Origin of the sequence: Blautia sp. OF03-13 (assembly GCF_003460685.1) — a bacterium.
Classification (GTDB): Bacteria; Bacillota; Clostridia; order Lachnospirales; family Lachnospiraceae; genus Fusicatenibacter; species Fusicatenibacter saccharivorans.
This window is the reverse complement of the sequence record NZ_QTVR01000021.1, coordinates 19535-41938: the sequence shown is the minus strand read 5'-3', so window position 1 is coordinate 41938 and position 22404 is coordinate 19535. Positions and strand designations below refer to the sequence as shown.

Here is a 22404-nt window from a genome sequence, read left to right as displayed (position 1 = left end):
CCGCGCTTCCAGCGCTTTTTGCTGCTGCACAGCTCCTTTTTGCACGAGTGAACTATAACGTCAGATTCCTCTTCCGTCAAACTCCGGAATGAAGCTCTCCTCGGCCACCGGGCCTTCCTGTAAAAAGGCGTTGGTGACGCCGAGGGAAAACGTATAGTCCAGCAGACGCTCATACTCCCGCTTTGTCGTTTTCCGGTTCAGCGGACTTATGTTTTCCACCTGCGGAAGCGGCGTGTACTGGCTCATGAGGCTCAGCCAGACGGTATCGCCGTACGTCTCATAGACGTATTTTACCACAGCTTTTGCATTTTTTACAGCACCGGGCAGCAATAAATGGCGCACAATCACACCTTTTTTCATCAGACCATTCTCATCGAATACAGCCTCTCCTGTCTGACGCACCATTTCCGCCAGCGCCCGTTTTGCTGTTTCCGGGTAATCTTCTGCCCGCGAGTACACTTTTGCAAGGGAGGAGTCCATATACTTAAAATCTGTCAGATAAATATCGATCAGCCCATCCAGGGCCTGCAGGGCTTCCACGCTCTCATACCCGCCGCAGTTATAGACAATCGGTACGGTAAGTCCCTTCTCTTTCGCCAGAAGAAGTGCTTCCCGGATCTGCAGCACGTAGTGGCTCGGCGTCACAAGATTGATGTTATTCGCATTCTGCGCCTGCAGCTCCAGAAAAATATCCGAAAGCCGCCCGATCGAAATCACTTTTCCGCTCTCCATCTCCGCAATATGATGGTTCTGACAGTAAACACACCGCAGATTACATCCGGAAAAGAAAACCGTCCCCGACCCCGTCGTCCCGGAAATACACGGCTCCTCCCAGAAATGCAGTGCAGCCCGCGCCGCCGCAACCCCGGAGGGCGCCTTACAATATCCCGTCTTTCCATGCTCCCGGTCCGCTCCGCACTTCCGCGGACAAACCCGGCACCGGCTCATCTCCAGTTCCAAATCCTGCATCGTATTTCTCCCTTTTCTCTTTAGAAAAAAGCCGTGTCTCCGGAAAATAGTTCTTCCACAGACACAGCTTTCATATTTCTATGCGTCAATTAATATGCCAGAATTTCATATCCATCTTCTGTTACCGCAACCGTAACCTCCCACTGGGCTGACGGTGCGCCGTCCTCAGTGTAGACAGTCCAGTCGTTGTCGGAGTCGATGAAGATTTCATCGGTTCCGAGATTGATCATAGGCTCAATGGTGAATACCATGCCCGGTACGAGCAGCATTCCGGTATCGCGTCTTGTGACATAGCTGACGAACGGATCCTCGTGGAACTCCAGACCGACGCCATGGCCACCGATGTCACGGACAACTTTATAGCCCTGACTCTGGGCAAATTCATTGATCACCGCGCCGACATTGCCAAGCCGGTTGAACGGGCGTACTTCAGAGAGTCCAAGCTGTACGGCTTTTAACGTATCTTCCACCAGCTTCTTCGAAACATCATCTACATCGCCGATGCAGAACATACGGGAAGAATCGGAAAAATATCCCTTATAAATAGTAGAGACATCGACATTGATGATATCTCCGTCCTGCAGAATCTCCTCCTCGTTCGGAATGCCGTGGCATACAGCATCGTTGATCGAAGTGCACACACTCTTCGGAAATCCTTCGTAATTCAGAGGTGCAGCGATTCCACCGAGCTCCTTTGTCTTCTCCGCAACGAGGCGGTCGATATCCTCGGTGCTCATGCCTGCATGAATGTTTTCGGCCACATAATCCAGAACTGCAATATTGACAAGACCGCTTTCACGAATTCCATCGATCTGATCAGGTCTTTTGATAATTTTCTTCGGCGGAATTTTCCATCCCTTTAATTTATAAGAATTGATTTTCTCATCCAGCGCCAGATGGCAGTCTTTGTACTTCTTCCCGCTGCCGCACCAGCAGGGATCATTTCTTCCAATTTTTTTCAGCATAATGTTCTATCCTCTTTCTGAACGCGGAACGACAGATCCGATTTTCTGTCTCCCGCTGAAATTCATATAACTCCTCTACTACTTTACCACACTCCGGCAAAACTGCAAGCAAAAGTTCCCAAATGAATAACTCTCTCAAAAGAGACCCTCCGCCCAGATGACAGATCCCGTTTCTCCCAGAATCCCAATCGCCGACTCCGGCCCGTAATGCACCATATCTTTTGTGGTCAGCAAATGCCAGCCTCCTTTCCTGTCGCTGCCGAAATATGGATTCCAGGTAAAATTACAATTCAAATCAGGTATATTTGCCCCGATTTCCGGCAATACTTTTTCATGAAACCACCAAAGAAAGTAAGAAAGGAAGATGCACGATGAGTGGAGATGCAGAGCTTTTAAACTTTATTTACCAGAACTCCCAGATGGGTGTCGACACGATCCGGCAGCTAATTGGAGTCGTTGAGGACAAAGACTTAAAAGAACATCTGAAAACCCAGTTTCAGGGCTATGAAGAATTTCATCAGGCGGCAAAGGAGCTGCTGAATGAACACGGCTACGATGAAAAAGGCCTTGGCATAATGGAAAAAGCACGCACGTATTTTATGATAAACCTGCAGACTATGACGGATCCGTCTGTCTCACACATTGCCAGCATGCTGATTACCGGAAGCAGCATGGGCATCGTCGAGGCAATCCAGAAGTACCGCCAGTATGAGGACGCGGATCCCAAAATCCGGGATCTGATGGATAAGCTGCGAAAATTTGAAGAATACAACATGGAAAAGTTAAAAGATTTCTTATGAAAATCATATTCAGCCAAACTACCCGCATCTGCAGATCCTGCGAGTGGCAGCTTCTTTCGGATGCAAAGGAATCGAGAAACGATCCGGTACCGGCACAAAACAGTGCCGCACCGGATTTTGAGTTGTTTTGACCGTTTTACAAACTTTACATACATTTAACACAAAACTGTTTTTAGATGTGTTATCTTCTAAATGTAGGTTTTTTCTCGAGTAAGACCTGCAAAACGTGTATCTATTGTTAAAACCACGAAAAGAAAAAGAAAATTACGTAAAGGGAGAAATTATGGACATTTTTGGAGTGTTATCCTTTGTCGGTGGTCTTGCCATGTTCTTATACGGCATGAGCGCCATGGGCGATGGCCTGACCAAACTTTCCGGCGGTAAACTGGAATACCTGCTGGAAAAGCTGACCTCAAAGCGGATTATGGCGGTTCTTTTAGGTGCCGGTGTTACCGCAGTTATCCAGTCCTCTTCTGCAACTACTGTTATGGTTGTCGGATTCGTAAACTCCGGCATCATGAAGCTGAACCAGGCAGTCGGTATTATCATGGGCGCCAACATCGGTACCACCATCACTTCCTGGATCTTAAGTCTTACCGGCATTCAGGGCGACAATGTGTTCATTAAAATGCTGAACCCGTCGTCCTTTTCCCCCATTCTTGCAATCATCGGCGTTTTTATGCTGATGCTGGCAAAGAGCGATAAAAAGAAAAATGTCGGTACCCTGTTAACCGGTTTTTCCATTCTGATGTTTGGTATGCACACCATGAGCAGCGCTGTATCACCGCTCGCAGATGTACCGGAATTCACGGGACTTCTCGTAAAATTCTCAATTCCGGTGCTCGGTGTTCTTGCCGGAACCATTCTGACCGCCGTGATCCAGAGTTCCTCTGCTTCTGTCGGTATTCTCCAGGCACTCTGCGCAACCGGTTCCGTCAGCTACGCCGTAGCGATCCCGATCATCATGGGACAGAATATCGGTACATGTATCACCGCATTGCTCTCCTCCATCGGTACAAGCCGCAATGCACGCCGTACCGCAATGGTTCACCTTTATTTTAACATTATCGGTACTGTTCTTTTCCTGGTTCTCTTCTATGGAATCAATGCCTTTGTACATTTTCCATTCCTGGAAACCTCGGCAAATGCAGCCGGCATCGCAATCGTTCACTCCGGCTTCAATATTTTCGCAACACTGATCCTGTTCCCGTTTGCAGACGGACTGGTCAAACTTGCGAAACTGACCATTCCGGACGGACCGGAAGAAAAAGCAGACGAAGCTGTTCAGATGCTCGATACCCGTTTCCTCGACAGCCCGGCTTTTGCTCTGCAGCAGTGTAAAGTTGCAGCCGCAAAAATGGCAGAGCTGACCGAAACCGGCCTTGTTACTTCTGTTGACCTGATGGCCTCCTACAACGAGGCGGATGCGGAAAATGTAGATATTCTTGAGAAAAAGGTGGATCATTTTGAAGATGCCCTCGGCACATATCTGGTGAAGCTTTCCAGCGAAAAGCTTTCTCCGAAGGACAGCCAGACACTTTCCATGATTCTGCACTGCATCGGCGATTTCGAACGAATTTCCGATCACACCGTCAACATCATGAAGGCTGCAAGAGAGATGCATGACAAGAACCTGCAGTTCTCTTCTGACGGAGCCGCAGAGCTTGCTGTTTATGGAAAAGCAGTCAAAGATATCGTCAGTCTGACCTTCTCCGTTTTCAATAATGAAGATGTGAAAAAAGCAAATGAAGTAGAACCACTCGAGCAGGTGATTGACAGCTTGAATTCCAGCCTGAAGAACCACCACATCGAACGGCTCCAGAGTGGAAAATGCACGATCGAGCTTGGCTTCATCTTATCCGACGTCATGACCGATTTCGAGCGAATCTCCGACCACTGCTCCAACATCGCCGTCTGCGTCAGCCAGATCCACAGCGGATCGTTCGATACACATGAATATCTGCATGCATTGAAGAAAGAAGAAGAATTTGAGGCAGAATATAAAGAGCTGAAAAAACAGTATCAGCTGCCGGATGTAAAAGCCTGAAAACAGACTGTACTGTAACCATAAGCTGTACAACCGGGAATTTTTATGGTAAGAATCTTCCCTTCCTTAGGCTGTCACTGTTTTGTTTTATTACCATATCACAGATGCATTACTCAATCTACTATTTTTCTCTGAATTTTTCCAAAAAATACCGACTGCCCATCAATATTGATATATTCTACATTGGCAGTCGGTATTTCTATTTCATTCTATTCTTTTCTTTATACAACCTGATCCTTCGCAATAAATACCGGGAAGGAATCGGTTCCTTTGAGCTGTTTTCCTTCAGATACCGTAACGTATTTATCAGAAACAACGTACTCAATCTCAGCGCCTGCTTCAATCACGGTATCCTGCATCAGAATGCAGTTCTTTACTTTTGCTCCCTTGGCTACCTTGACACCACGGAACAAAATGCTGTTTTCGATTTCGCCTTCGATCACACAGCCGTCTGCTACCATCACGTTTTTCGCTTTTGATCCGTTGATATAACGGGTCGGATTGTCGTCGCGGACTTTGGTATAGATCGGGTTGCCGGAGAAGAGACTATCGAGATTCTCATCTTTTAAGAGCTTCATGTTCTCATCGAAATAACTCTTCATATCGTCGATTCTTGCCTGATAACCGGTAAACTCATATCCCTGAATGTTCAGTTTCTCCGTTTGCGGTGCCAGGACATCACGCTCAAAGAATTTATTTCCAAGGACAAAGCCTTTTTTGATTTCGTCGATCAGAAGCTGACGCTCCATCACGTAGATATTCATCGATACATTCTGTACTCCGTTTTCCTCCGAGTTTACAAAGATCTTGCTGATCTTCTGTCCTGCCATGGAGAAGGTGTAGTGCAGATAATTGGTTTTCTCGTAAGAGCTTCTGACGCCTTCCGGAATCGGCTGCTTGGTATAAGCTGCAGTAACATCTGCGCCGCTTTCGATATGCTGATTCAGCATCTCTTTGAAATCAAAATTGCAGGCAATGTTGGTGTCCGCCATAACAACATATTTTTCTTTCTGCCATTTCAGAAAATCGAGAACATTTGCCAGTGCTTCCACTCTTCCGGAATACACCTGAATTTTCTTCTCGGAATAAGGCGGAACAATGTTTAAGCCGCCTTTTTTTCTGGCGAGATCCCACTCACGTCCGGAGCCGAGATGATCCATCAGCGAATGGTAATTTTTGCGGACGATAATGGATACATTTCCGATTCCGCAGTTTACCATGCTGGATAAAATAAAGTCCACCATGCGGTAACGGCTGGCAAAAGGAATGGAGGCCATCAGACGCTCGTTTACCAGATCCGGTACCTGCTCATCATAACTGTTTGGGAAAATGATGCCCAGTGCATCTGCATTTGCGTTTACCATTCTTCTTCACCATCCTTTACATTTGCATTTACCATTGCATTTGGTCCTACTTTGGCACGCTCACCGATATGGATTCCGGATCCGATGGTGGCAACACCTTTTTCACCGTCATGCGGCATTTCTCCTACCACGCATTCTGGCCAATCACAACGTTTTCCGCAACGATACAGTGTTTCACGACTGCTCCGGATTCGATCACGGTTCCTCCCATGATAACGGCATCTTCTACTTCTGCGCCCTCTGCAACCTTTACACCGGAGAACAGAATCGAATGTTTGACATGACCTGCAATACGGCAGCCATCGGTGATCATACAGTTTTCCACAACAGCGGTTTCGGTGATCTTATGGCCTGTTTTTCCGCTGTTTCGGCTGTAAATCTTCCAGTTATTGTCAAACAGGTTGATTCCGCTGTGTTCCGGATCGAGGATTTCCATATTTGCCTCCCACAAAGAGGAGATGGTTCCTACATCTTTCCAGTATCCGCTGAAATGATAAGCGTACATATTGCGTCCGTCTTTTAAAAGATTCGGGATGATGTTGTTTCCGAAATCGTTCGAAGAATTCGGGTCTGCCTCGTCCTCAATCAGATATTTTTTCAGGATATCCCAGTTGAAAATGTAGATACCCATGGATGCCAGATTGGATTTCGGCTGTTTTGGTTTTTCCTGGAACTCGGTGATTTTGTCATTTTCATCTGCTACCATAAGTCCGAAACGGGATGCCTCCTCCCACGGCACTTCCATAACCGCAACGCTGAATTCTGCGCCCTTTTCCTTATGGAAGCGGAGGAAATCGCTGTAGTCCTGTTTGCAGATCTGGTCTCCGGAAAGGATGATGACGTACTCCGGATCGTAGCTCTCGATGAATGGAATGTTCTGGTAGATGGCATTTGCAGTTCCTTTATACCAGTCAGAACCTGAGGCTTTCTGATAAGGAGGCAGCACGTGAACACCTCCATGGAGGCGGTCCAGATCCCACGGCTGGCCGTTTCCTATGTACTCATTTAACACCATTGGCTGATACTGTGTCAGAATACCTACGGTATCAATTCCGGAATTTACGCAGTTAGAAAGTGGGAAATCGATGATTCTATATTTTCCGCCAAATGGAACTGCCGGTTTTGCAAGCTTCTCGGTCAGCGCATAAAGGCGAGATCCCTGACCTCCGGCAAGAAGCATTGCTATCATTTCTTTTGCCATAATCTATCCCCCTGTTTTAATAGATGCATTCATTATAACACACTATTTGCTCTATGGACAATCTTTTTGTGCATTTTTCACTATTTTTTATTTTTTTACCGATTTTATTCTGTATTTTTCTCCAGTTTTACAGTTCTTTCGTGAGCTTTTTACATTTTATGCCACCAAGCTGGGCTTGCAGATTGCGGAAATCGCTTATCTCTTGCAGTCACAGCCTTGCTCCTTTGACCGTACAAAAAGCAGCCCCGCAAAGCCTTATGGTAAAGGTCTGCGGGGCTGCTTCTATGTTTTTTTGATTTTTTATGCTTTTGTAACGGTAACTGCCTCTTCGAGATCGAACTGATCACCGTATGGTTTGCAATCATCATAGGCGAGGGACTGCAGAACAACATTCAGAATGCGGTATGCACAGGTCTGAAGCTGTCCAAGCGGCAGAGTTCCGTCTGCAACAGATGCTACAATTTCCTGACGGTTTCCTTGCTGGCCAGGCATCTGCAGATCGTTTCCTGCAAGAACACACTCTCTTGAAGTGGAATGTCCATATTTCAGGTTATATTTGTAAGCGAACAATCCGCTCATGTCCTCTGAGGTTCCCCAGTCGGTCATGACATAGCCTGCGAAGCCCCACTCATCTCTTGCTGCTGCGGTCAGAAGGTCGTGGCTGTTGGCAGTATGCACACCGTTTACCAGGTTGTAGGAAGACATAATCGTCATCGGCTGTGCTGTCTTGACTGCGATTTCAAAGCCCTTCAGATAGATTTCACGCATTGCGCGCTCGCTGATGTGCTCATTGACGTACATACGGTTGTCTTCCTGGTTGTTGGCTGCAAAGTGCTTAATGCTGGTTCCGATTCCGGCATGGGACTGGATTCCTCTGGTATCGGCTGCGGCGCACATACCTGCCACCAGCGGATCTTCCGAGTAGTACTCGAAGTTTCTTCCGCAAAGCGGATTTCTGTGAATATTCATGCCAGGCGCCAGCCATACGGAAATGTGGAATTCTTCCATCTCTTTTCCGACGATATCACCGCATTTCTGGATCAGATCCATGTTCCACGATTGCGCAAGAAGCGCTGCTACCGGGATTGCGGTGCAGTACTGGAAATACTCCGTGCCGCCTTCCGGAACTTCGATTTCATTTTTGTTAAACGCATCTTCCAGAGGATTTCCGGAGGATACCATCTTTCCGTCTGCATCAACGACAAAGTGCGGAATCAGACGAAGACCGGCCGGACCGTCTGCAAGAATCGTATTGTAAATACCTCTGTCCTCAAGAAGAATGGAAGTCGTATCTCCCGCTGCTCCAGGCGCCATATCGGAAGAAGATCCGATAAATCCTTCCTGGCCAAGTCCGTCTGCAGTACCATTGCAAACGGCAGCCATCTCTTCTACGGTCAGCTGCGATACGAGATCTTTTAACGTCGCTTTTCCGCTCTTTACATCTGCCGCGGTCAGCTTCTCTCCCTCATAAGCCGGGAATGCTTCCGGTGTCTCACTGTAGACAACAGTCTCCGTCTTGATGCATTTGCTGCAGATATCGATCTGTTTTGCAGCTGCTTTTTCTTCTGCCTCACCTTCATAGCTGTACGGTGTTACGCCTGCTTTGGAGAGTTCCTGTGGAGCGTCATCTGCAGGGAAGAGATTCTTTCCCTGAACCGTAACAACGGTCTCTTTGAGATTCAGGGCTGCTGCCACTTTCGTTGTTCTGGAGCTGTTGCCGACACGGATGTAATACGTTCCTGCCTCGAGTACCCATGCTGCTTTTTTCTCATCGTAGGAAGCCATAGATCTCGTCGGGAAGGAAATGGTAATCGTCTGGGACTCACCCGGCGAGAGCAGATCGGATTTTCCGAAGCCGCCAAGCTCCTGATACGGTTTCTCAATCGTGCCATCCGGTGCGGAATAGTAAACCTGTACGACTTCTTTTCCGGCGAATGCATCACCAATATTCTTTACGGATGCGGTAACGGTAACGTTCTTGGCATCTGCCTCCACGTCCCTTACTTCCGTCTCAAAATCAGTATAACCTTTGCCATAGCCGAAGCAGTAGTTCGGGGTTACGTTGAAGGTGTCAAAATAACGGTAGCCGACATAAATGCCGTCGCTGTAATACTCATCGTTGGTGTCACCGTTGTTGTGGCTGAAATTTTTTGAGGACGGATAGTCTTCATAGGAAGCAGCCCATGTATCAGTCAGCTTTCCGGATGGGATGCTCTTTCCGAGAACAACGTCTGCAACGATGTTTCCGGTTGCATTTCCGGCCTGTCCTGCAAGAAGAATTGCATTCAGTCCTTTGATTTTCTTTAACTCTGTGGTGTCTACAAGGTTCGCAATATTCAAAATTAAAACTGTTTTCTCATAATGCTCTGCCAGATAGGCAATGTCAGCGAGCTCGTTTTCGCCGAGCAGATAATCGCATGCTCTGTTATAGCGGTCTGCACCTTCACCGGAGTTTCTTGACAGAACATAGATAGCGGTATCGGTGTCCTCTTTTTCGGTAATCGCAGGTACATCAGGCTGCGCAAATGCTTCCGAGAACATGACAGCAAAAATCGGAATGTGAAGCTCCTCTGCTTTTTTTGCCAGCTCTGCCTGATATGCAGCCTGCGCATCTGCAAGCACTTTGTCATATTCGTCAAGCCATTTACCGGTCAGAATTTCAAAGCCGGCCTCTTTTAAGCCCTGTTCAATCGTAACAACCGTTCTTGTGTTAACGTCTCCGGAACCGGTACCCCCTTTTACCGTGTGGCGGACGCCGTTACCATAAACTGCGACTTTTCCTGCACCGGCAAGCGGCAGGGTTCCGTCGTTTTCAAGAAGTGTCATGCACTCACCGGCCAGTTCACGTACCAGCGCGGAATGTTCTTTTTCTCTAGCAGATACTTCTCCTGTTTTTGATGCATAAAATGTTGCCATAATTCTAATACCTCCCAATAACAAATTCACATATAGCGCTTTTATTGTAACGCATTTTTCGTCATTATGCAAAAGTTTTTTCACCCGTTTTCTCATATTTTATTTGTATTTTGTGCATTTTCTCTTATTATCCGACTTTTCTGTCTTTTTTTCGCTCATTGATTTCTTTTTTTATTTTTTATATTGATGCTTTTATTCTATTGATTTTTCTGTAAACGATACGCTTTTTCCACCTTTTTTCGTCTTCTTTCACAAAATTCGTTGACGCGTTTGATTTTGGCAGTATAATGGAATCACAGATCAATTTTAGGAGGCCCCAATTATGTTAAAACAACTTTCTATTTTCGCAGAAAATAAAAAAGGCACGATGCAGCAGATCACACAGATTCTGTTTGAAAATGACGTCAACATTTTAGGTTCCGTCAACAATGACAGCGCAGAGTACGGCATTGTCCGCATGGTCGTTTCCGATCCGGATAAAGCAGAGCAGGCGCTTCAGGCTGCCGGTTACATGACACGCCAGACGGATGTACTCGGTGTCGAGGTAGTTGATCAGCCGGGTAACTTAAATTCCCTTCTGAAAACACTGCTTGAGACAAATATCGACATCGACTATATCTATCTCTCTTTCAACCGCGAGTCCGGCTGCCCGATCATGGTGTTCCATGTACCGGATGTGTACGAGACAGAAGCAAGCTTAAAGAGCAAAGGATATACCGTTCTCTAGAGCATGTTTGAAAAACACGAAAAAAGACATCTAACGAAGTGATTTTTCACCTCTGCAGATGTCTTTTTCTATATCATCTATTCTTTTTCTTCATCCTCAAACAGATGATCCCGCGTAATGTTTTTTGCCCACAGTCCGCTCTTATACCGTTTCAGAACCCACGGCCATTTTACAAACTCATCTGTACACAACAGGAAATAAACCACAAGGACAGGAAGCTTGAAGACAAACGCTGCAATAAATCCAAGCGGCACCGCGTAGCACCACATATCAATCGTATCGCAGACCAGTCCGAACTTTGTGTCACCTCCGGCACGGAATACTCCGGCAATCAGCGTTGTATTGACGGCAGTCCCCATAATATAATAGGTGTTAATCAGCAGCATATATTTCAGATAATGCATCGCGGTCTCATTTAAAGAAGCAAACTTCAGTACAAACGGCGTGATACCCAGTACAACCAGTCCGCCCACAGCTCCGGTAACAACCGTCAGCTTCAGCAGTTTAGACGCATATTCCTTCGCCTTTTCCAGATTTCCTTCTCCCATAACATTTCCAAGCAGAATACCGCCCGCACTTGCCACACCAAAGCACAGCACAGTTCCGATATTTCTTACAACGACAACGAGCGAGTTTGCCGCTACCGCATCGCTTCCCAGATGGCCCAGGATCACAGAATACATCGAAAATGCAACGCCCCAGGAAAGATCATTTCCAAGCGCCGGAAGTGACAGCTTCACAAAATCGGAAAACAGCAGCTTGTTGCGGATGAACATGTACCGCAGATCGAGCTTGATATCCTTACTCATGATCGACACAATCACACAGCCGATCAGTTCAATGACACGCGACATCGCCGTTGCGATTGCAACACCGGTTGCTCCAAGCTTCGGAAATCCGAAGAGGCCAAAAATGAAGCATGCGTTGAAAAATACGTTCAGTGCGAATGCCATCATATTCATCGCCATGCTGATCGTCACACGGCCGAGGCTTCGAAGTACCGCAAGATAGATCTCCGTAATGCCCCAGCACAGGTAGGTCACACCCATGACGCGCAGATACGAAGCACCGATCCGGATCAGTTCCGCATTATCTGTAAACAGACGCATCATCATCTGTGGCATGGTAAAAGCAATTCCTGCCACAACAACGGAGATGATGACGGAGAATCGAAGTGCGATTCCCTCGACAGTCTGAATTGCGCGCATATTGCCCTTTCCAAAGTACTGGGCACACAGAAGTGTTGCTCCTGTTCCCAGTCCGTAATAAACCATAAATAATACATTTGCATAGTTGGATGCCAGGGATACCGCAGAAATAGCGGACTGTCCCACGTAGTTCAACATCACGACATCGGCAGAGTTGACTGCCGCGCTTAAAAGATTCTGAATCACAATCGGCAGAACCAGCTTAAAAATCTGGCTGTAAAAGCCCTGCTCTTTTGTTGTTGCCCTCATGTTTCTTCTCCATTTCTCTTCTTTATTTGTCTTCTTTCTTTTCCTGTTTTGCCTTCACATACGGATATCGGACCTGCGTGTAAACAAACATCACCAGAATATAGATGCCGCATGCGATCGCCGCGGGAACCGTAAGATCCGACAGATTGACATACGAGGTTCCGATCATCAGAATGCCGATGAAAAACAGCAGAATGTGAAGTGTCCGCTTTTTCATACAAAACGCAGACTTCTGATACTCTTCCGGGAAGATATCCGGCAGACGCCAGCAGGCCAGGAGTACCATAAATTCCGTCACCATATCGGTTCCGACACCCATGTTGGAAATCAATGTCAGATCCATTCCCGTAAGGATCGGAATAGCGCCCATCAGGAAAAAGACCATCAGAAGGATCACCGGAACACCGTTTTTATTCTCCTCCGCAGTTTTTTCCGGCAGCCAGCCCTGTTTTGCGGCCGCCTGCAGTCCTCGCGTCACCCAGCTCAAGGTTCCATTCAGGGTGGTGAGCAGTGCAAATACAGCACCGCCGAACACGAAGAACAGGTACAGCCAGGTTGGAAAAATCTCCTGCGCGACAAGCGTCAGGTTCTGAAATGCGACCGTTTCGACCGGAAGCACGCCGCCTGCCACGATACCGATCAGCACGTAGAATACAGCAACGATACTCGTGGAAAGCACGATAACCTTTGGAATCGTGCGGGACGGCTCCACGATATCATCACCGTTCTCCGCAACGAATTTTGCGCCTCCGCACGCAAAACTCAAAAGTGCTACACCTGTGAAAAAGTTCTTCGGACCGTTCGGCATCAGGTTGGATACCGTCGGTTTCAGAGCATCCCAGCTTACTTTGGGCAGTCCGAATACAATAAATAAGAACAGGCTCAAAAGCAGCAGCACAACCATGCCCTTTTGCACCAGTGCGCTCGATTTCAGTCCGATAAGATTGATGGCGGTGCAGATAACAAGTGCTGCCATTGCGACAGCCGACTCGCCAAACTGCGGAAAAATCGAGCAGAAATAGCTTGCAAAGCCTTTCGCGTACGTTGCGATCAGAACCTGGCTTAAGACAAACATCGCAATGTACATAAAGCCGGCTTTTTCACCCATCAATCGTCGGATGTAAGTAAAGCCGGCGCCTGATGACGGGATTGCGGACGTCAGGATAATAAACGGTACACAGGTGATAATGGCAAGCACGGCGCCTAAAATAAACGCTGCGGCAATGCCGTGTCCTGTCAGACCGATGACGATTCCCGTCAGTACCATGATGCCCGAACCGATGATCTGTCCGATCGCAAGTCCCATACAGTCGGAAAAATTCAGTTTTTTATGACCTTCCCCCATACATTTTCCTCCCTTTTTCTCCCAATGTACTCTCGTTTCTGTTGGCGGATTCCAACAGAAATGCATAACATCCTATTTTTTTATTCTACCGAAATCTCATCGTTTGTCAATTTGCAAAATGCGCAAGGTTTAACGCTTTACCTGTACAGAATAGACAAATATTATAATTGAACTTATTTTTCTTCTATTTTGAACTTTTCAATATTTTTTACAAATTTCAGCTTTTCTATTGAACTCTCTTCCCACTCATGCTACAATAAGCACAGTTTTGAACTTTCTTTATTTTGCATTCTATTTTAAGGAGATTTTCTATGACAAATGAAACCTTTTCCGACCGTCTGAAACTGGCCATGCAGGCGAAACAGTTCAAGCAGGTCGATTTGATCCGAGCGGCCCAGCGGCGCGGTGTGAAGCTTGGAAAAAGCCATGTCAGCCAGTATGTCAGCGGAAAAACGGTTCCGCGCTCCGACATTCTTCACTTTCTGGCCGATGTGCTCCAGGTCGATCCCGACTGGCTGCTTGCAAAAGATTCCACAGTAAACTATACGGCAGATACGGTTTCCGATCCGGCAGAATCCTTTTCTGATCCATCTGCCGCTTCCCTTTCCCAGACAAAAACAGGAGGTTCCCCTATGCGAGAATTTAAAAAATCATCGAAACTCGACAATGTCTTATATGATGTCCGCGGACCTGTCGTAGAAGAAGCAAACCGTATGGAAGCGTGCGGCACACAGGTTCTGAAACTGAACATTGGAAATCCGGCTCCATTTGGCTTCCGTACTCCTGATGAGGTCATCTACGACATGAGCCATCAGCTTACCGACTGCGAGGGTTACTCTCCTTCCCAGGGTCTCTTCTCTGCACGAAAAGCGATCATGCAGTATGCGCAGTTAAAGAAACTGCCAAATGTTTCTATCGATGATATCTACACCGGAAACGGCGTCAGTGAGCTGATCAACCTCTGCATGTCCGCTCTTCTGGATGACGGTGATGAAATCCTCATCCCATCCCCGGATTACCCGCTCTGGACCGCCTGCGCAACGCTGGCCGGTGGAAAAGCCGTCCACTACATCTGCGATGAACAGTCCGAATGGTATCCGGACATCGATGATATGCGAAAAAAAATCACCGACCGCACAAAAGCGATCGTTATCATCAATCCGAATAACCCGACCGGTGCACTCTATCCGAAAGAGGTACTGCAGCAGATTGTCGATCTCGCCAGAGAGCATCAGCTGATCATCTTTTCCGATGAAATTTATGACCGGCTCGTCATGGACGGTCTTGAGCATGTTTCCATTGCATCCCTCGCACCGGATCTGTTCTGTGTCACCTTCAGTGGTCTTTCCAAATCGCACATGATCGCAGGCTTCCGTATCGGCTGGATGATCTTAAGCGGAAATAAAGCTATCGCAAAGGACTATATTGAAGGACTCAAAATGCTTTCTAACATGCGTCTCTGCTCTAATGTTCCGGCCCAGTCCGTTGTCCAGACCGCTCTTGGCGGCCACCAGAGCGTCAACGACTACATCGTTCCGGGCGGACGGATTTACGAGCAGCGCGAATACGTTTACAAGGCATTCTGCGATATTCCGGGTATCACCGCAGTCAAACCAAAAGCTGCGTTCTACATGTTCCCGAAAATTGACACGAAAAAGTTCAATATCACAAACGACGAAAAATTTGCTCTCGATCTGCTGCGCGACAAAAAACTTCTGATCGTCCACGGCGGCGGCTTCAACTGGGGACAGCCGGATCACTTCCGCGTTGTTTACCTGCCGCGAATTGAAGTTTTAAAGGATGCGGTTGGAAAGCTCACCGACTTCCTCTCTTATTATCATCAGTAAAATTCTGATCACTTTTTTCACAGAGCTCCACCGGAAATACCACCTTTTTTTTCCGGCGGAGCTTTTTTCCTTTACCGGATTCTTTCCTGCTGCATTACACTTTACCGGTACCCGGCAAACAACAGGTAACTTTTCGTTACAGTTCACTCAGCAGTGAAACACTTGCTGTTTCGCTGCGTAAGAAAGTGATTCAGGCGTGAGCAGCCCTCCTTTTGCGAAGCAAAACTTTAAATGAGGGCTGCGAATGTTACAGTTCGCTGGGAACCAGTGAACTGTAACAACTTTTCTGTTCCACGGCTTAATTTCGATTGCGGCTCCTGTTCCTTTATGTTATAATTTTTTTAAATCAAGCCACAACCGTTCTTTTGAGTTCTGTTCTCGCTGTATCGCTTCTTGGCGGATGCCGCGCCTCCGACAAACCCGTTACGCTGACCGTATGGACGTATTACAACGGAGATCAGTTAGCTTCCTTTGAACGTCTTGTTGAGGAATTCAATACAACGATCGGAAAAAAAGAGCATATTACGGTCGAAGCCTCCAGTCAGGGCAGCATCAATGACCTGGAAAAAAATGTTCTCGATGCCGCCAAAGGAAGGGTTGGTGCCCTTGCCATGCCAAATATTTTTTCCGCCTACGCCGATACCGCCTATACGCTTGAGCAGATGGGACAGGTCGTTGATCTTTCCCCTTATCTTACAGAGAAAGAAAAGGCTGCCTATCTTCCCAATTACCTGGAAGAAGGTGACTTTTCCGATGACGGCAGTATCCATATTATTCTGACAACCTCCACAAAATTCCTGCGTATCATGGAAATGGCAAGTATTGAACTGGGTGGCTATGAGATGCGTTTTGATCTCAACACGGTCTATGTCACAAAGAACTTTTTCCCATGCTCAACCTTCCATCTGAAGATGTCTCCGGGCTTTCCACCCGGTATTTCCAGCAGATGCTGCGTGAATTTGACCAGACACATTCTCATACCGTATGGGTCGGACATTCTAAGGTGTATGAAATTTCATTTTCTGACGGAACAATCCGCTACATCCGTATGGAGACCTCCCGCGAGGGCTATGCGCAGATCGGACTTGTCGAAGATTTTACCTCCGTTATGCTGGAACGGCAGCGCATGGAGCACGAGCGTGATTACGATGCATTGACCGGTCTCTACAATCGACGCGCGTTTCAGCGGGAAAGTGAAGCTCTTTTTGAGCATTCGGAAGTTCTCGGTCACGCTGCCCTTCTGATGATCGACCTTGACAATCTAAAACGCACCAACGACACCTTCGGCCACGACTGGGGCGATGCCTATATCCGGCAGGCAGGACAGTGTTTTATCTCCTCTGTGCCGGCTAAAACGCTCTGTGCCCGTATTTCCGGCGATGAATTTAATCTTCTGTTCTACGGCTACCAATCGCAGGAAGAAATTCGAGCACTTCTGCAGAATCTTTCCCTTGCGGTTTCAAATACAGCCCTGGAGCTGCCAAGTGGTCGTAAACTGCCCCTTCGCCTTTCCGGCGGAGTTTCCTGGTATCCGGAAAACAGTACAGATCTGTCTACGCTGAAAAAATATGCGGATTTCGCAATGTACCAGGTAAAGAAAGCAGAAAAAGGGTACATTACCGAATTCGATCTGGAGCTTTTTACAAAAAATGCAAAGGAAACCGAGATGCGCCGCCTGTTCCATAAAATGTTGAATGAAGAGCTGTTTACGTATTACTTCCAGCCAATTGTTTCCGCCACGGACGGCAGTATCTACGCCTACGAGGCGCTGATGCGCGGAAATCTCCCGGCACTTACTCGTCCGGATCAGATCCTGCAGCTGGCTCACGAGGAAGAGTGCCTGCATGAAATAGAACGTCTGACTATGTTTCTCTCTGCAAAATCCTATGCCACATTCCTCTCCACCCATCAGATACGCGGTGATGAGCTTCTCTTTGTCAATTCGATTGCAAGCCAATACATGAATCACGACGAGGCAGTGGCTTACGTCGAACAATACAGCTTTCTTCAGGATCGGATTGTCATTGAGATCACAGAGGAGGATTCACCGGATCTTACAGCTCTGCTGAAAAAACGTGAGATGCCGGGATTTTCCGGTGTATTTGCCCTGGATGACTACGGCAGCGGCTACAGCAATGAAAAAACGCTTCTGGAGCTTGCACCGGCGTATATCAAGCTAGATCTTTCCATCATCCGCGATATCGACTCCGATCCGGACAAGCAGCAGATCGTAGAAAATATTGTTTCCTATGCACATCAAAGAGGCATGAAAATCATTGCCGAGGGTCTGGAAACTCCAGCTGAACTTTTGAAGGTACTGGAACTGGATGTTGATCTCCTGCAGGGCTATTTTCTTGCAAAACCGTCCGCTGTTCCGAAACCTGTCAGTGCAGAATCCGTTGCTGTCATAGAACGCTTCCGGAAGCATCTTGCGTAATTCCACCTCTTCCTGCAGCGTCCTTTCAAATCACAGCATCTATGTCTGATCTGCTGCTTCGAAACAGATACCGGTCAGCGACCCGGAGCGTATCTGAGCAATCATCCCTCAAAAAACACCCATAGCAAACCCTGCAAAAGCAGGGTTTTGTCTCCACTCTGAAGGATCCTGCCTGACAGGATCCTTTTTTATACTTTTTTATACTTTTTTCATATTTTTCTCCTGTTCGTTCCTCCGCTTCTGTGCTATGATACCTTACAGCAATGACAACCCGTCCATCGAAAGGAGTTTTTCTATGTGTACAGCAGCAACCTATCAAACACGCGACTTTTATATGGGTCGCACACTCGATTATGAATTTTCCTATGGCGACCAGATCACCGTTACACCTCGCAATTATCCGTTTTCCTTTCTTCATATGCCGTCCCTTTCCCATCACTATGCAATGATCGGCATGGCGTGTGTGATGGATGATTACCCGCTCTATTATGAGGCGTTCAATGAAAAGGGGCTTGGTATCGCCGGCCTTAATTTTGTAGGAAATGCCGTTTATTTCGATCCGAAACCGGAGAAAGACAATATCGCGCAGTTCGAGCTGATCCCGTGGATTCTCGGTACATGTGCTTCGCTTGCGGAAGCAAAAGAATCCCTCTCCCGTATCAATCTCATCAGCACACCTTTTAAAAAGAATCTTCCGCTCGCACAGCTTCACTGGATCATCGCAGATGCATCGGGTGCCATCACCGTGGAATCCACGGCGGACGGTCTGCATGTCTACGACAATCCGGTCGGCGTTCTGACAAACAATCCGCCGTTTCCAATGCAGATGTTCTCACTGAACAATTACCTGCATCTGTCACCGAAACAGCCGGCCAACACGTTTTCCAACCAGCTCGATCTTTCTACGTACAGCCGTGGCATGGGCGGTCTTGGACTGCCGGGCGACCTCTCGTCTGCTTCCCGCTTTGCACGCGTGGCGTTTGTAAAGCAGAACTCGATCTCGGGAAACAGCGAAACGGAGAGTGTCAGCCAGTTTTTCCATATTTTAAATTCTGTTGACCAGCAGAGAGGATGCTGCGAGGTGGCGGACGGAAAGTATGAGATCACGCTCTATACTTCCTGCTGCAATGCGACGCAGGGAATTTACTATTATACGACGTATGACAATCATCAGATTTCTGCGGTTGATATGCACCGCGAGAATCTTGATGGCGAAACGCTTCGCTGCTTTGCGCCGGTGACGGGCGAGCAGATTCATATGCAGAATTAGAAAAATCCGGTACAGAAATCTTTGAGGACCCCTCAAAAAAGATTCTGTATCGGATTTTTTCTACATCTCATCACACATTGTAAAACAGACGTCGCACCGGCTTCTGGTGCGGCATTTTTCAAAATACAACTCCTCGAGCGGAATCCATTTCTTCTGAAATTCCACCGCCTTTTCACTCCCGTTCCGCTTTTCAATTCTCTGGATCTGCTCGATCGGATCGATCGTGAGGAAGACCTTCATATCGTAGTATGCTTCCAGCCGTTCATGGCAGGAGCATTTTTCCAACTGCCGGGATCTGGCCGATGAAGAACGGCAGGATCAGGCCGATCGCAAAGAGCATGCCGGAAAGGGTTACTTTTTTTACTTTTTCCATCTTGAAATTCCTCCCTTATGTTTCCTTCTGGAATCAGTGTATCATTCAAGTACACTTTAAAGTCAAGACCTTTTCTGCATTTTTCTCTATTTTTCCCACTATTTTAGTATATTTTGTATTTTCCGTGCTTCTCGGTGTCTGACTGCACTTTCTGTAGGAACTTTTTCTGTCGTTTTCCATGGTTTTGTGGTACACTTTTGGATATTGGGAAATGCAGTCATTTTCTGCAGTTCCCTGACTATTTTTCGAAAGGATTTTATCATCATGCAGTTTTATCTCGCCCCGATGGAAGGGCTGACCGGGTATGTGTACCGGAATGCTTACCACAAATATTTTCCGGCGGCGGACCGTTATTTCACGCCGTTTATTACAAATAAAAAAATGAGTTCCCGCGAACGGAACGATATTCTCCCGGAGCACAACGAAGGAATGACGGTGATTCCGCAGATTCTCACTAATCAGGCGGAGGATTTTCTGTCCCTGACAAAGGAACTGAGGGAGTACGGTTACGATACCGTCAATCTGAACCTCGGATGCCCGTCCGGCACGGTTGTCGCCAAGCGGCGCGGCTCCGGGCTGCTCGCGTGGCCGAATACGCTCGACGCGTTTCTCGATGAGATTTTTTCGTCGTGCGACTGCCGCATCTCGATCAAAACGCGGCTTGGCACAACGGATACCGACGAGTGGGAGGATCTGCTTACGGTTTACGACAAATATCCGCTCGAGGAACTGATCATTCATCCGCGGATTCAGAAAGATTTCTATAAATTTACGCCGCGCATGGAGTGCTACCGGACAGCGTATGAGACGAGCCGCTGCTCGCTCTGCTACAACGGTGACATTTTCTCACCCGATGATTTTCAGAATCTCTGCCGTGAGTTTCCGGACACGGAGAAAGTGATGCTCGGACGCGGGGTACTGCAGAATCCGTGGCTGATTGGGATGCTGCGCAGTGCAGATCCGGCAGGCGGCGAAGCCTCTGCTCCCGATAAAGAGCTGCTGCACGCGTTCTGTGAGGATCTCTGCGCCGGTTATGCGTGTGTGATTTCCGGGGATAAAAATGTGCTGTTCAAATTAAAAGCACTTTGGATTTATCTTGGAATGTCGTTTACCAATCCGCAGAAATATCTGAAAAAGATCAAAAAGGCGAACCGGCTTGCCGAGTATGAAGAGGCGGTCGACGCACTGTTCCGGGAACAGGAGCTGATTCTTTAATTTCGAAGTCCATTAGTATCTTTTGGAAACCATGTCACTTTCAGGTACGCACTTGTCTTTTCTGCAAAATCCGGTACGATAGAAACAGGATACAACGACTTATTTCTATTTTGTTTTTGGGAGGATTTTTACCATAATCGATTTACACAAGGAAGACGAAAAGCTTTTTGCTCTTGTCGGCGCATGCCAGCGTGATGTCCTTCTTCGTTCCTCCCCAACTCGAGAAACTCCTCTAACTTTTTCACACTATTTCCTCCTTGTATACCTATAGGGGTATTGGTTGTCAAGAGGAGTTTTTCAAAATCAGAAAAACAAAAAGAACTTCTGACGAAGCATCTTTTTTCTGCTCCTGCCGGAAGTTCTCTTTTCATCTTATCTTCTTATTTTTATTTCATATTTGCAAACCGTTCCACAGCCTTCGTAAACTGTACAATCGTCTGATCCGCATCTCCGTGCTCGATGCCGTCGCGCACGCAGTGCTGGATATGGCCCTCGAGGACAACTTGTCCTACTTTATGAAGTGCCGATTTTACCGCATTGATCTGCGCCAGTATATCCTCGCACGGCACGTCCTCATCCACCATACGTTCGATCGCCTGCACCTAACCGATGATCTTTTTCAGGTGACGGTGAAGATTATCTGCATCCATACACTGTTTCATTTTGCATCCTCCTTGTTTCAAATCCGTCATCGCATCGGCAGCGTTACAAAGGTGCAGTGGTCTTCCTCTTCTGCTTCCTCTGCAATCAGATTCCGGATATTCTGCATACGGTTGTCCAGCTCCGCGCTCTGTCTTGCGCAGTCGTAGAGTTCATCCTGCAGATATTTGACATGATTTTCGGGAATATTTTTCTTGTAGCGCATCTTATGCTCCAGACTCGCCCAGAAATCCATCGCGATCGTACGGAACTGTACTTCCACGTAGACCAGTTTCTTTGTATCCTGTAAAAAGATCGGCACCTGAACGATCAGATGAAGACTGCGGTAGCCGCTCTCCTTCGGATGCTGAATATAGTCCTTCCGCTCAATCAGCGTAATGTCATCCTGTTTCAGAAAACTGTCTGCCAGCTTATAAATATCGCTTGGAAAAGAACAGATCACACGCACACCGGCGATATCGCGGATATTTTCCTCGATAGACTCCAGTGTGACCGGGATGTCTTTCACGCGGATTTTCCGCATAATGCTCTCATACGATTTGACCCTTGTTTTGATTCCTTCAATCGGGTTCTGGTCATAGGAAAGCGAGTATTCCTGATTCAGCACCCGGAACTTTGTCTCGATTTCCATAATGGCGCACTGATAATACGACATCAGAAGCTCGAACGGCTTTTTGTTCTTCTGCATCATCTGAATAAACTCGTCCGATAAAAGATTCTGCTTTACAAACTCATCCCGTTTTGTCTCGATCAGATTTTTTCCCTGTTTTCTAATTTCCTCCAGTACTTCGAGGTTTTTCATCATCCGTTT

The 22404-nt window shown here is 47.2% G+C and carries 18 protein-coding genes and 1 pseudogene; 8 read left to right on the top strand and 11 right to left on the bottom strand.

Going from position 1 to position 22404, the window contains the following annotated elements:
- Window positions 1-60 precede the first annotated feature (60 nt).
- A complete protein-coding gene (locus tag DXA55_RS14035) occupies window positions 61-969 on the bottom strand; it encodes a radical SAM protein (RefSeq protein WP_238061024.1) in 909 nt (302 codons plus the stop codon).
- An 89-nt stretch (window positions 970-1058) separates the two neighbouring features.
- The gene (locus DXA55_RS14030; protein ID WP_117509270.1) at window positions 1059-1934 is read right to left on the bottom strand and encodes a methionyl aminopeptidase; all 876 of its coding nucleotides are present in this window, start codon (window positions 1932-1934) and stop codon (window positions 1059-1061) included.
- 371 nt (window positions 1935-2305) lie between these two features.
- On the opposite strand from DXA55_RS14030, the gene DXA55_RS14025 reads away from it, so the two are divergent.
- Together DXA55_RS14025 and DXA55_RS14020 are read left to right on the top strand one after the other, a co-directional pair.
- On the top strand, window positions 2306-2734 hold the full coding sequence (locus DXA55_RS14025) for a hypothetical protein (RefSeq protein WP_022461386.1): 429 nt from the start codon (window positions 2306-2308) through the stop codon (window positions 2732-2734).
- 283 nt (window positions 2735-3017) lie between these two features.
- Window positions 3018-4781: a Na/Pi cotransporter family protein gene (locus tag DXA55_RS14020; RefSeq protein WP_117801746.1), complete on the top strand. Its 1764-nt coding sequence runs from the start codon at window positions 3018-3020 to the stop codon at window positions 4779-4781.
- Window positions 4782-5002: 221 nt separating this feature from the next.
- Here the strand turns inward: DXA55_RS14020 and glgD are convergent, their stop codons facing one another.
- The 3 genes and pseudogenes from glgD to DXA55_RS14005 all read right to left on the bottom strand — a co-directional run bounded on the left by glgD (window position 5003) and on the right by DXA55_RS14005 (window position 10262).
- Window positions 5003-6145: a glucose-1-phosphate adenylyltransferase subunit GlgD gene (glgD, locus tag DXA55_RS14015; RefSeq protein WP_117801747.1), complete on the bottom strand. Its 1143-nt coding sequence runs from the start codon at window positions 6143-6145 to the stop codon at window positions 5003-5005.
- A pseudogene (locus DXA55_RS14010) lies at window positions 6139-7346 on the bottom strand (glucose-1-phosphate adenylyltransferase). The gene glgD and the pseudogene DXA55_RS14010 overlap by 7 nt, the downstream one beginning before the upstream one ends.
- A 300-nt stretch (window positions 7347-7646) precedes the next feature.
- On the bottom strand, window positions 7647-10262 hold the full coding sequence (locus DXA55_RS14005) for a glycoside hydrolase family 3 protein (protein WP_117814480.1): 2616 nt from the start codon (window positions 10260-10262) through the stop codon (window positions 7647-7649).
- A gap of 322 nt (window positions 10263-10584) precedes the next feature.
- On the opposite strand from DXA55_RS14005, the gene DXA55_RS14000 reads away from it, so the two are divergent.
- Entirely contained in the window at window positions 10585-10989 is a 405-nt protein-coding gene (locus DXA55_RS14000; protein WP_022461391.1) for an ACT domain-containing protein, read from the top strand.
- Between the two features lie 77 nt (window positions 10990-11066).
- Here DXA55_RS14000 and DXA55_RS13995 read toward each other — a convergent pair whose 3' ends face one another.
- Both DXA55_RS13995 and DXA55_RS13990 read right to left on the bottom strand, forming a co-directional pair.
- On the bottom strand, window positions 11067-12446 hold the full coding sequence (locus DXA55_RS13995) for an MATE family efflux transporter (RefSeq protein WP_117814479.1): 1380 nt from the start codon (window positions 12444-12446) through the stop codon (window positions 11067-11069).
- Between the two features lie 22 nt (window positions 12447-12468).
- The gene (locus DXA55_RS13990) at window positions 12469-13791 is read right to left on the bottom strand and encodes an APC family permease (protein ID WP_119221444.1); all 1323 of its coding nucleotides are present in this window, start codon (window positions 13789-13791) and stop codon (window positions 12469-12471) included.
- 311 nt (window positions 13792-14102) lie between these two features.
- On the opposite strand from DXA55_RS13990, the gene DXA55_RS13985 reads away from it, so the two are divergent.
- From DXA55_RS13985 to bsh, 4 genes are all read left to right on the top strand, one after another.
- Window positions 14103-15638: an aminotransferase class I/II-fold pyridoxal phosphate-dependent enzyme gene (locus DXA55_RS13985; protein WP_117814477.1), complete on the top strand. Its 1536-nt coding sequence runs from the start codon at window positions 14103-14105 to the stop codon at window positions 15636-15638.
- Window positions 15639-16003: 365 nt separating this feature from the next.
- Window positions 16004-16795 (top strand): hypothetical protein, encoded by a 792-nt coding sequence (locus DXA55_RS17905; protein ID WP_242856420.1) that lies wholly within the window; start codon window positions 16004-16006, stop codon window positions 16793-16795.
- Entirely contained in the window at window positions 16687-18075 is a 1389-nt protein-coding gene (locus DXA55_RS13975; RefSeq protein ID WP_330415319.1) for a bifunctional diguanylate cyclase/phosphodiesterase, read from the top strand. The genes DXA55_RS17905 and DXA55_RS13975 overlap by 109 nt, the downstream gene beginning before the upstream one ends.
- A 295-nt stretch (window positions 18076-18370) precedes the next feature.
- The gene (gene bsh / locus DXA55_RS13970) at window positions 18371-19345 is read left to right on the top strand and encodes a choloylglycine hydrolase (RefSeq protein ID WP_055219508.1); all 975 of its coding nucleotides are present in this window, start codon (window positions 18371-18373) and stop codon (window positions 19343-19345) included.
- A 60-nt stretch (window positions 19346-19405) separates the two neighbouring features.
- On the opposite strand, the gene DXA55_RS13965 is transcribed toward bsh, so the two are convergent.
- Window positions 19406-19585 carry a hypothetical protein gene (locus DXA55_RS13965; protein WP_055219510.1) on the bottom strand — a complete coding sequence of 60 codons (180 nt, stop codon included), beginning with the start codon at window positions 19583-19585 and terminating at the stop codon, window positions 19406-19408.
- A 397-nt stretch (window positions 19586-19982) separates the two neighbouring features.
- Here DXA55_RS13965 and DXA55_RS13955 point away from each other — a divergent pair, with 397 nt between their 5' ends.
- On the top strand, window positions 19983-20933 hold the full coding sequence (locus DXA55_RS13955; protein WP_117814476.1) for a tRNA dihydrouridine synthase: 951 nt from the start codon (window positions 19983-19985) through the stop codon (window positions 20931-20933).
- Window positions 20934-21061: 128 nt separating this feature from the next.
- Here the strand turns inward: DXA55_RS13955 and DXA55_RS13950 are convergent, their stop codons facing one another.
- The 3 genes from DXA55_RS13950 to DXA55_RS13940 form a co-directional block, all read right to left on the bottom strand.
- A complete protein-coding gene (locus DXA55_RS13950; RefSeq protein ID WP_117814475.1) occupies window positions 21062-21304 on the bottom strand; it encodes a hypothetical protein in 243 nt (80 codons plus the stop codon).
- A 15-nt stretch (window positions 21305-21319) separates the two neighbouring features.
- Complete coding sequence (locus DXA55_RS13945) at window positions 21320-21535, bottom strand: metal-sensing transcriptional repressor (RefSeq protein WP_242998571.1); 216 nt, start codon at window positions 21533-21535, stop codon at window positions 21320-21322.
- 86 nt (window positions 21536-21621) lie between these two features.
- Window positions 21622-22398, bottom strand: a complete 777-nt coding sequence (locus DXA55_RS13940; protein ID WP_022461464.1) for a GTP pyrophosphokinase — start codon at window positions 22396-22398, stop codon at window positions 21622-21624.
- Window positions 22399-22404 lie beyond the last annotated feature (6 nt).

Excerpts from the sequence above, each read along its gene's own strand:
- bsh (WP_055219508.1), top strand. The coding sequence starts at position 18,371 with ATGTGTACAGCAGCAACCTATCAAACACGCGACTTTTATATGGGTCGC.
- DXA55_RS13940 (WP_022461464.1), bottom strand. The coding sequence starts at position 22,398 with ATGATGAAAAACCTCGAAGTACTGGAGGAAATTAGAAAACAGGGAAAA.
- DXA55_RS14030 (WP_117509270.1), bottom strand. The coding sequence starts at position 1,934 with ATGCTGAAAAAAATTGGAAGAAATGATCCCTGCTGGTGCGGCAGCGGG.
- DXA55_RS13975 (WP_330415319.1), top strand. The coding sequence starts at position 16,687 with ATGGAGACCTCCCGCGAGGGCTATGCGCAGATCGGACTTGTCGAAGAT.
- DXA55_RS14025 (WP_022461386.1), top strand. The coding sequence starts at position 2,306 with ATGAGTGGAGATGCAGAGCTTTTAAACTTTATTTACCAGAACTCCCAG.
- DXA55_RS13995 (WP_117814479.1), bottom strand. The coding sequence starts at position 12,446 with ATGAGGGCAACAACAAAAGAGCAGGGCTTTTACAGCCAGATTTTTAAG.
- DXA55_RS14005 (WP_117814480.1), bottom strand. The coding sequence starts at position 10,262 with ATGGCAACATTTTATGCATCAAAAACAGGAGAAGTATCTGCTAGAGAA.
- DXA55_RS13955 (WP_117814476.1), top strand. The coding sequence starts at position 19,983 with ATGCAGTTTTATCTCGCCCCGATGGAAGGGCTGACCGGGTATGTGTAC.
- DXA55_RS14000 (WP_022461391.1), top strand. The coding sequence starts at position 10,585 with ATGTTAAAACAACTTTCTATTTTCGCAGAAAATAAAAAAGGCACGATG.
- DXA55_RS14035 (WP_238061024.1), bottom strand. The coding sequence starts at position 969 with ATGCAGGATTTGGAACTGGAGATGAGCCGGTGCCGGGTTTGTCCGCGG.
- DXA55_RS13990 (WP_119221444.1), bottom strand. The coding sequence starts at position 13,791 with ATGGGGGAAGGTCATAAAAAACTGAATTTTTCCGACTGTATGGGACTT.
- DXA55_RS13965 (WP_055219510.1), bottom strand. The coding sequence starts at position 19,585 with ATGAAGGTCTTCCTCACGATCGATCCGATCGAGCAGATCCAGAGAATT.
- DXA55_RS14020 (WP_117801746.1), top strand. The coding sequence starts at position 3,018 with ATGGACATTTTTGGAGTGTTATCCTTTGTCGGTGGTCTTGCCATGTTC.
- DXA55_RS13985 (WP_117814477.1), top strand. The coding sequence starts at position 14,103 with ATGACAAATGAAACCTTTTCCGACCGTCTGAAACTGGCCATGCAGGCG.
- DXA55_RS13950 (WP_117814475.1), bottom strand. The coding sequence starts at position 21,304 with ATGAAAAGAGAACTTCCGGCAGGAGCAGAAAAAAGATGCTTCGTCAGA.
- glgD (WP_117801747.1), bottom strand. The coding sequence starts at position 6,145 with ATGGTAAACGCAAATGCAGATGCACTGGGCATCATTTTCCCAAACAGT.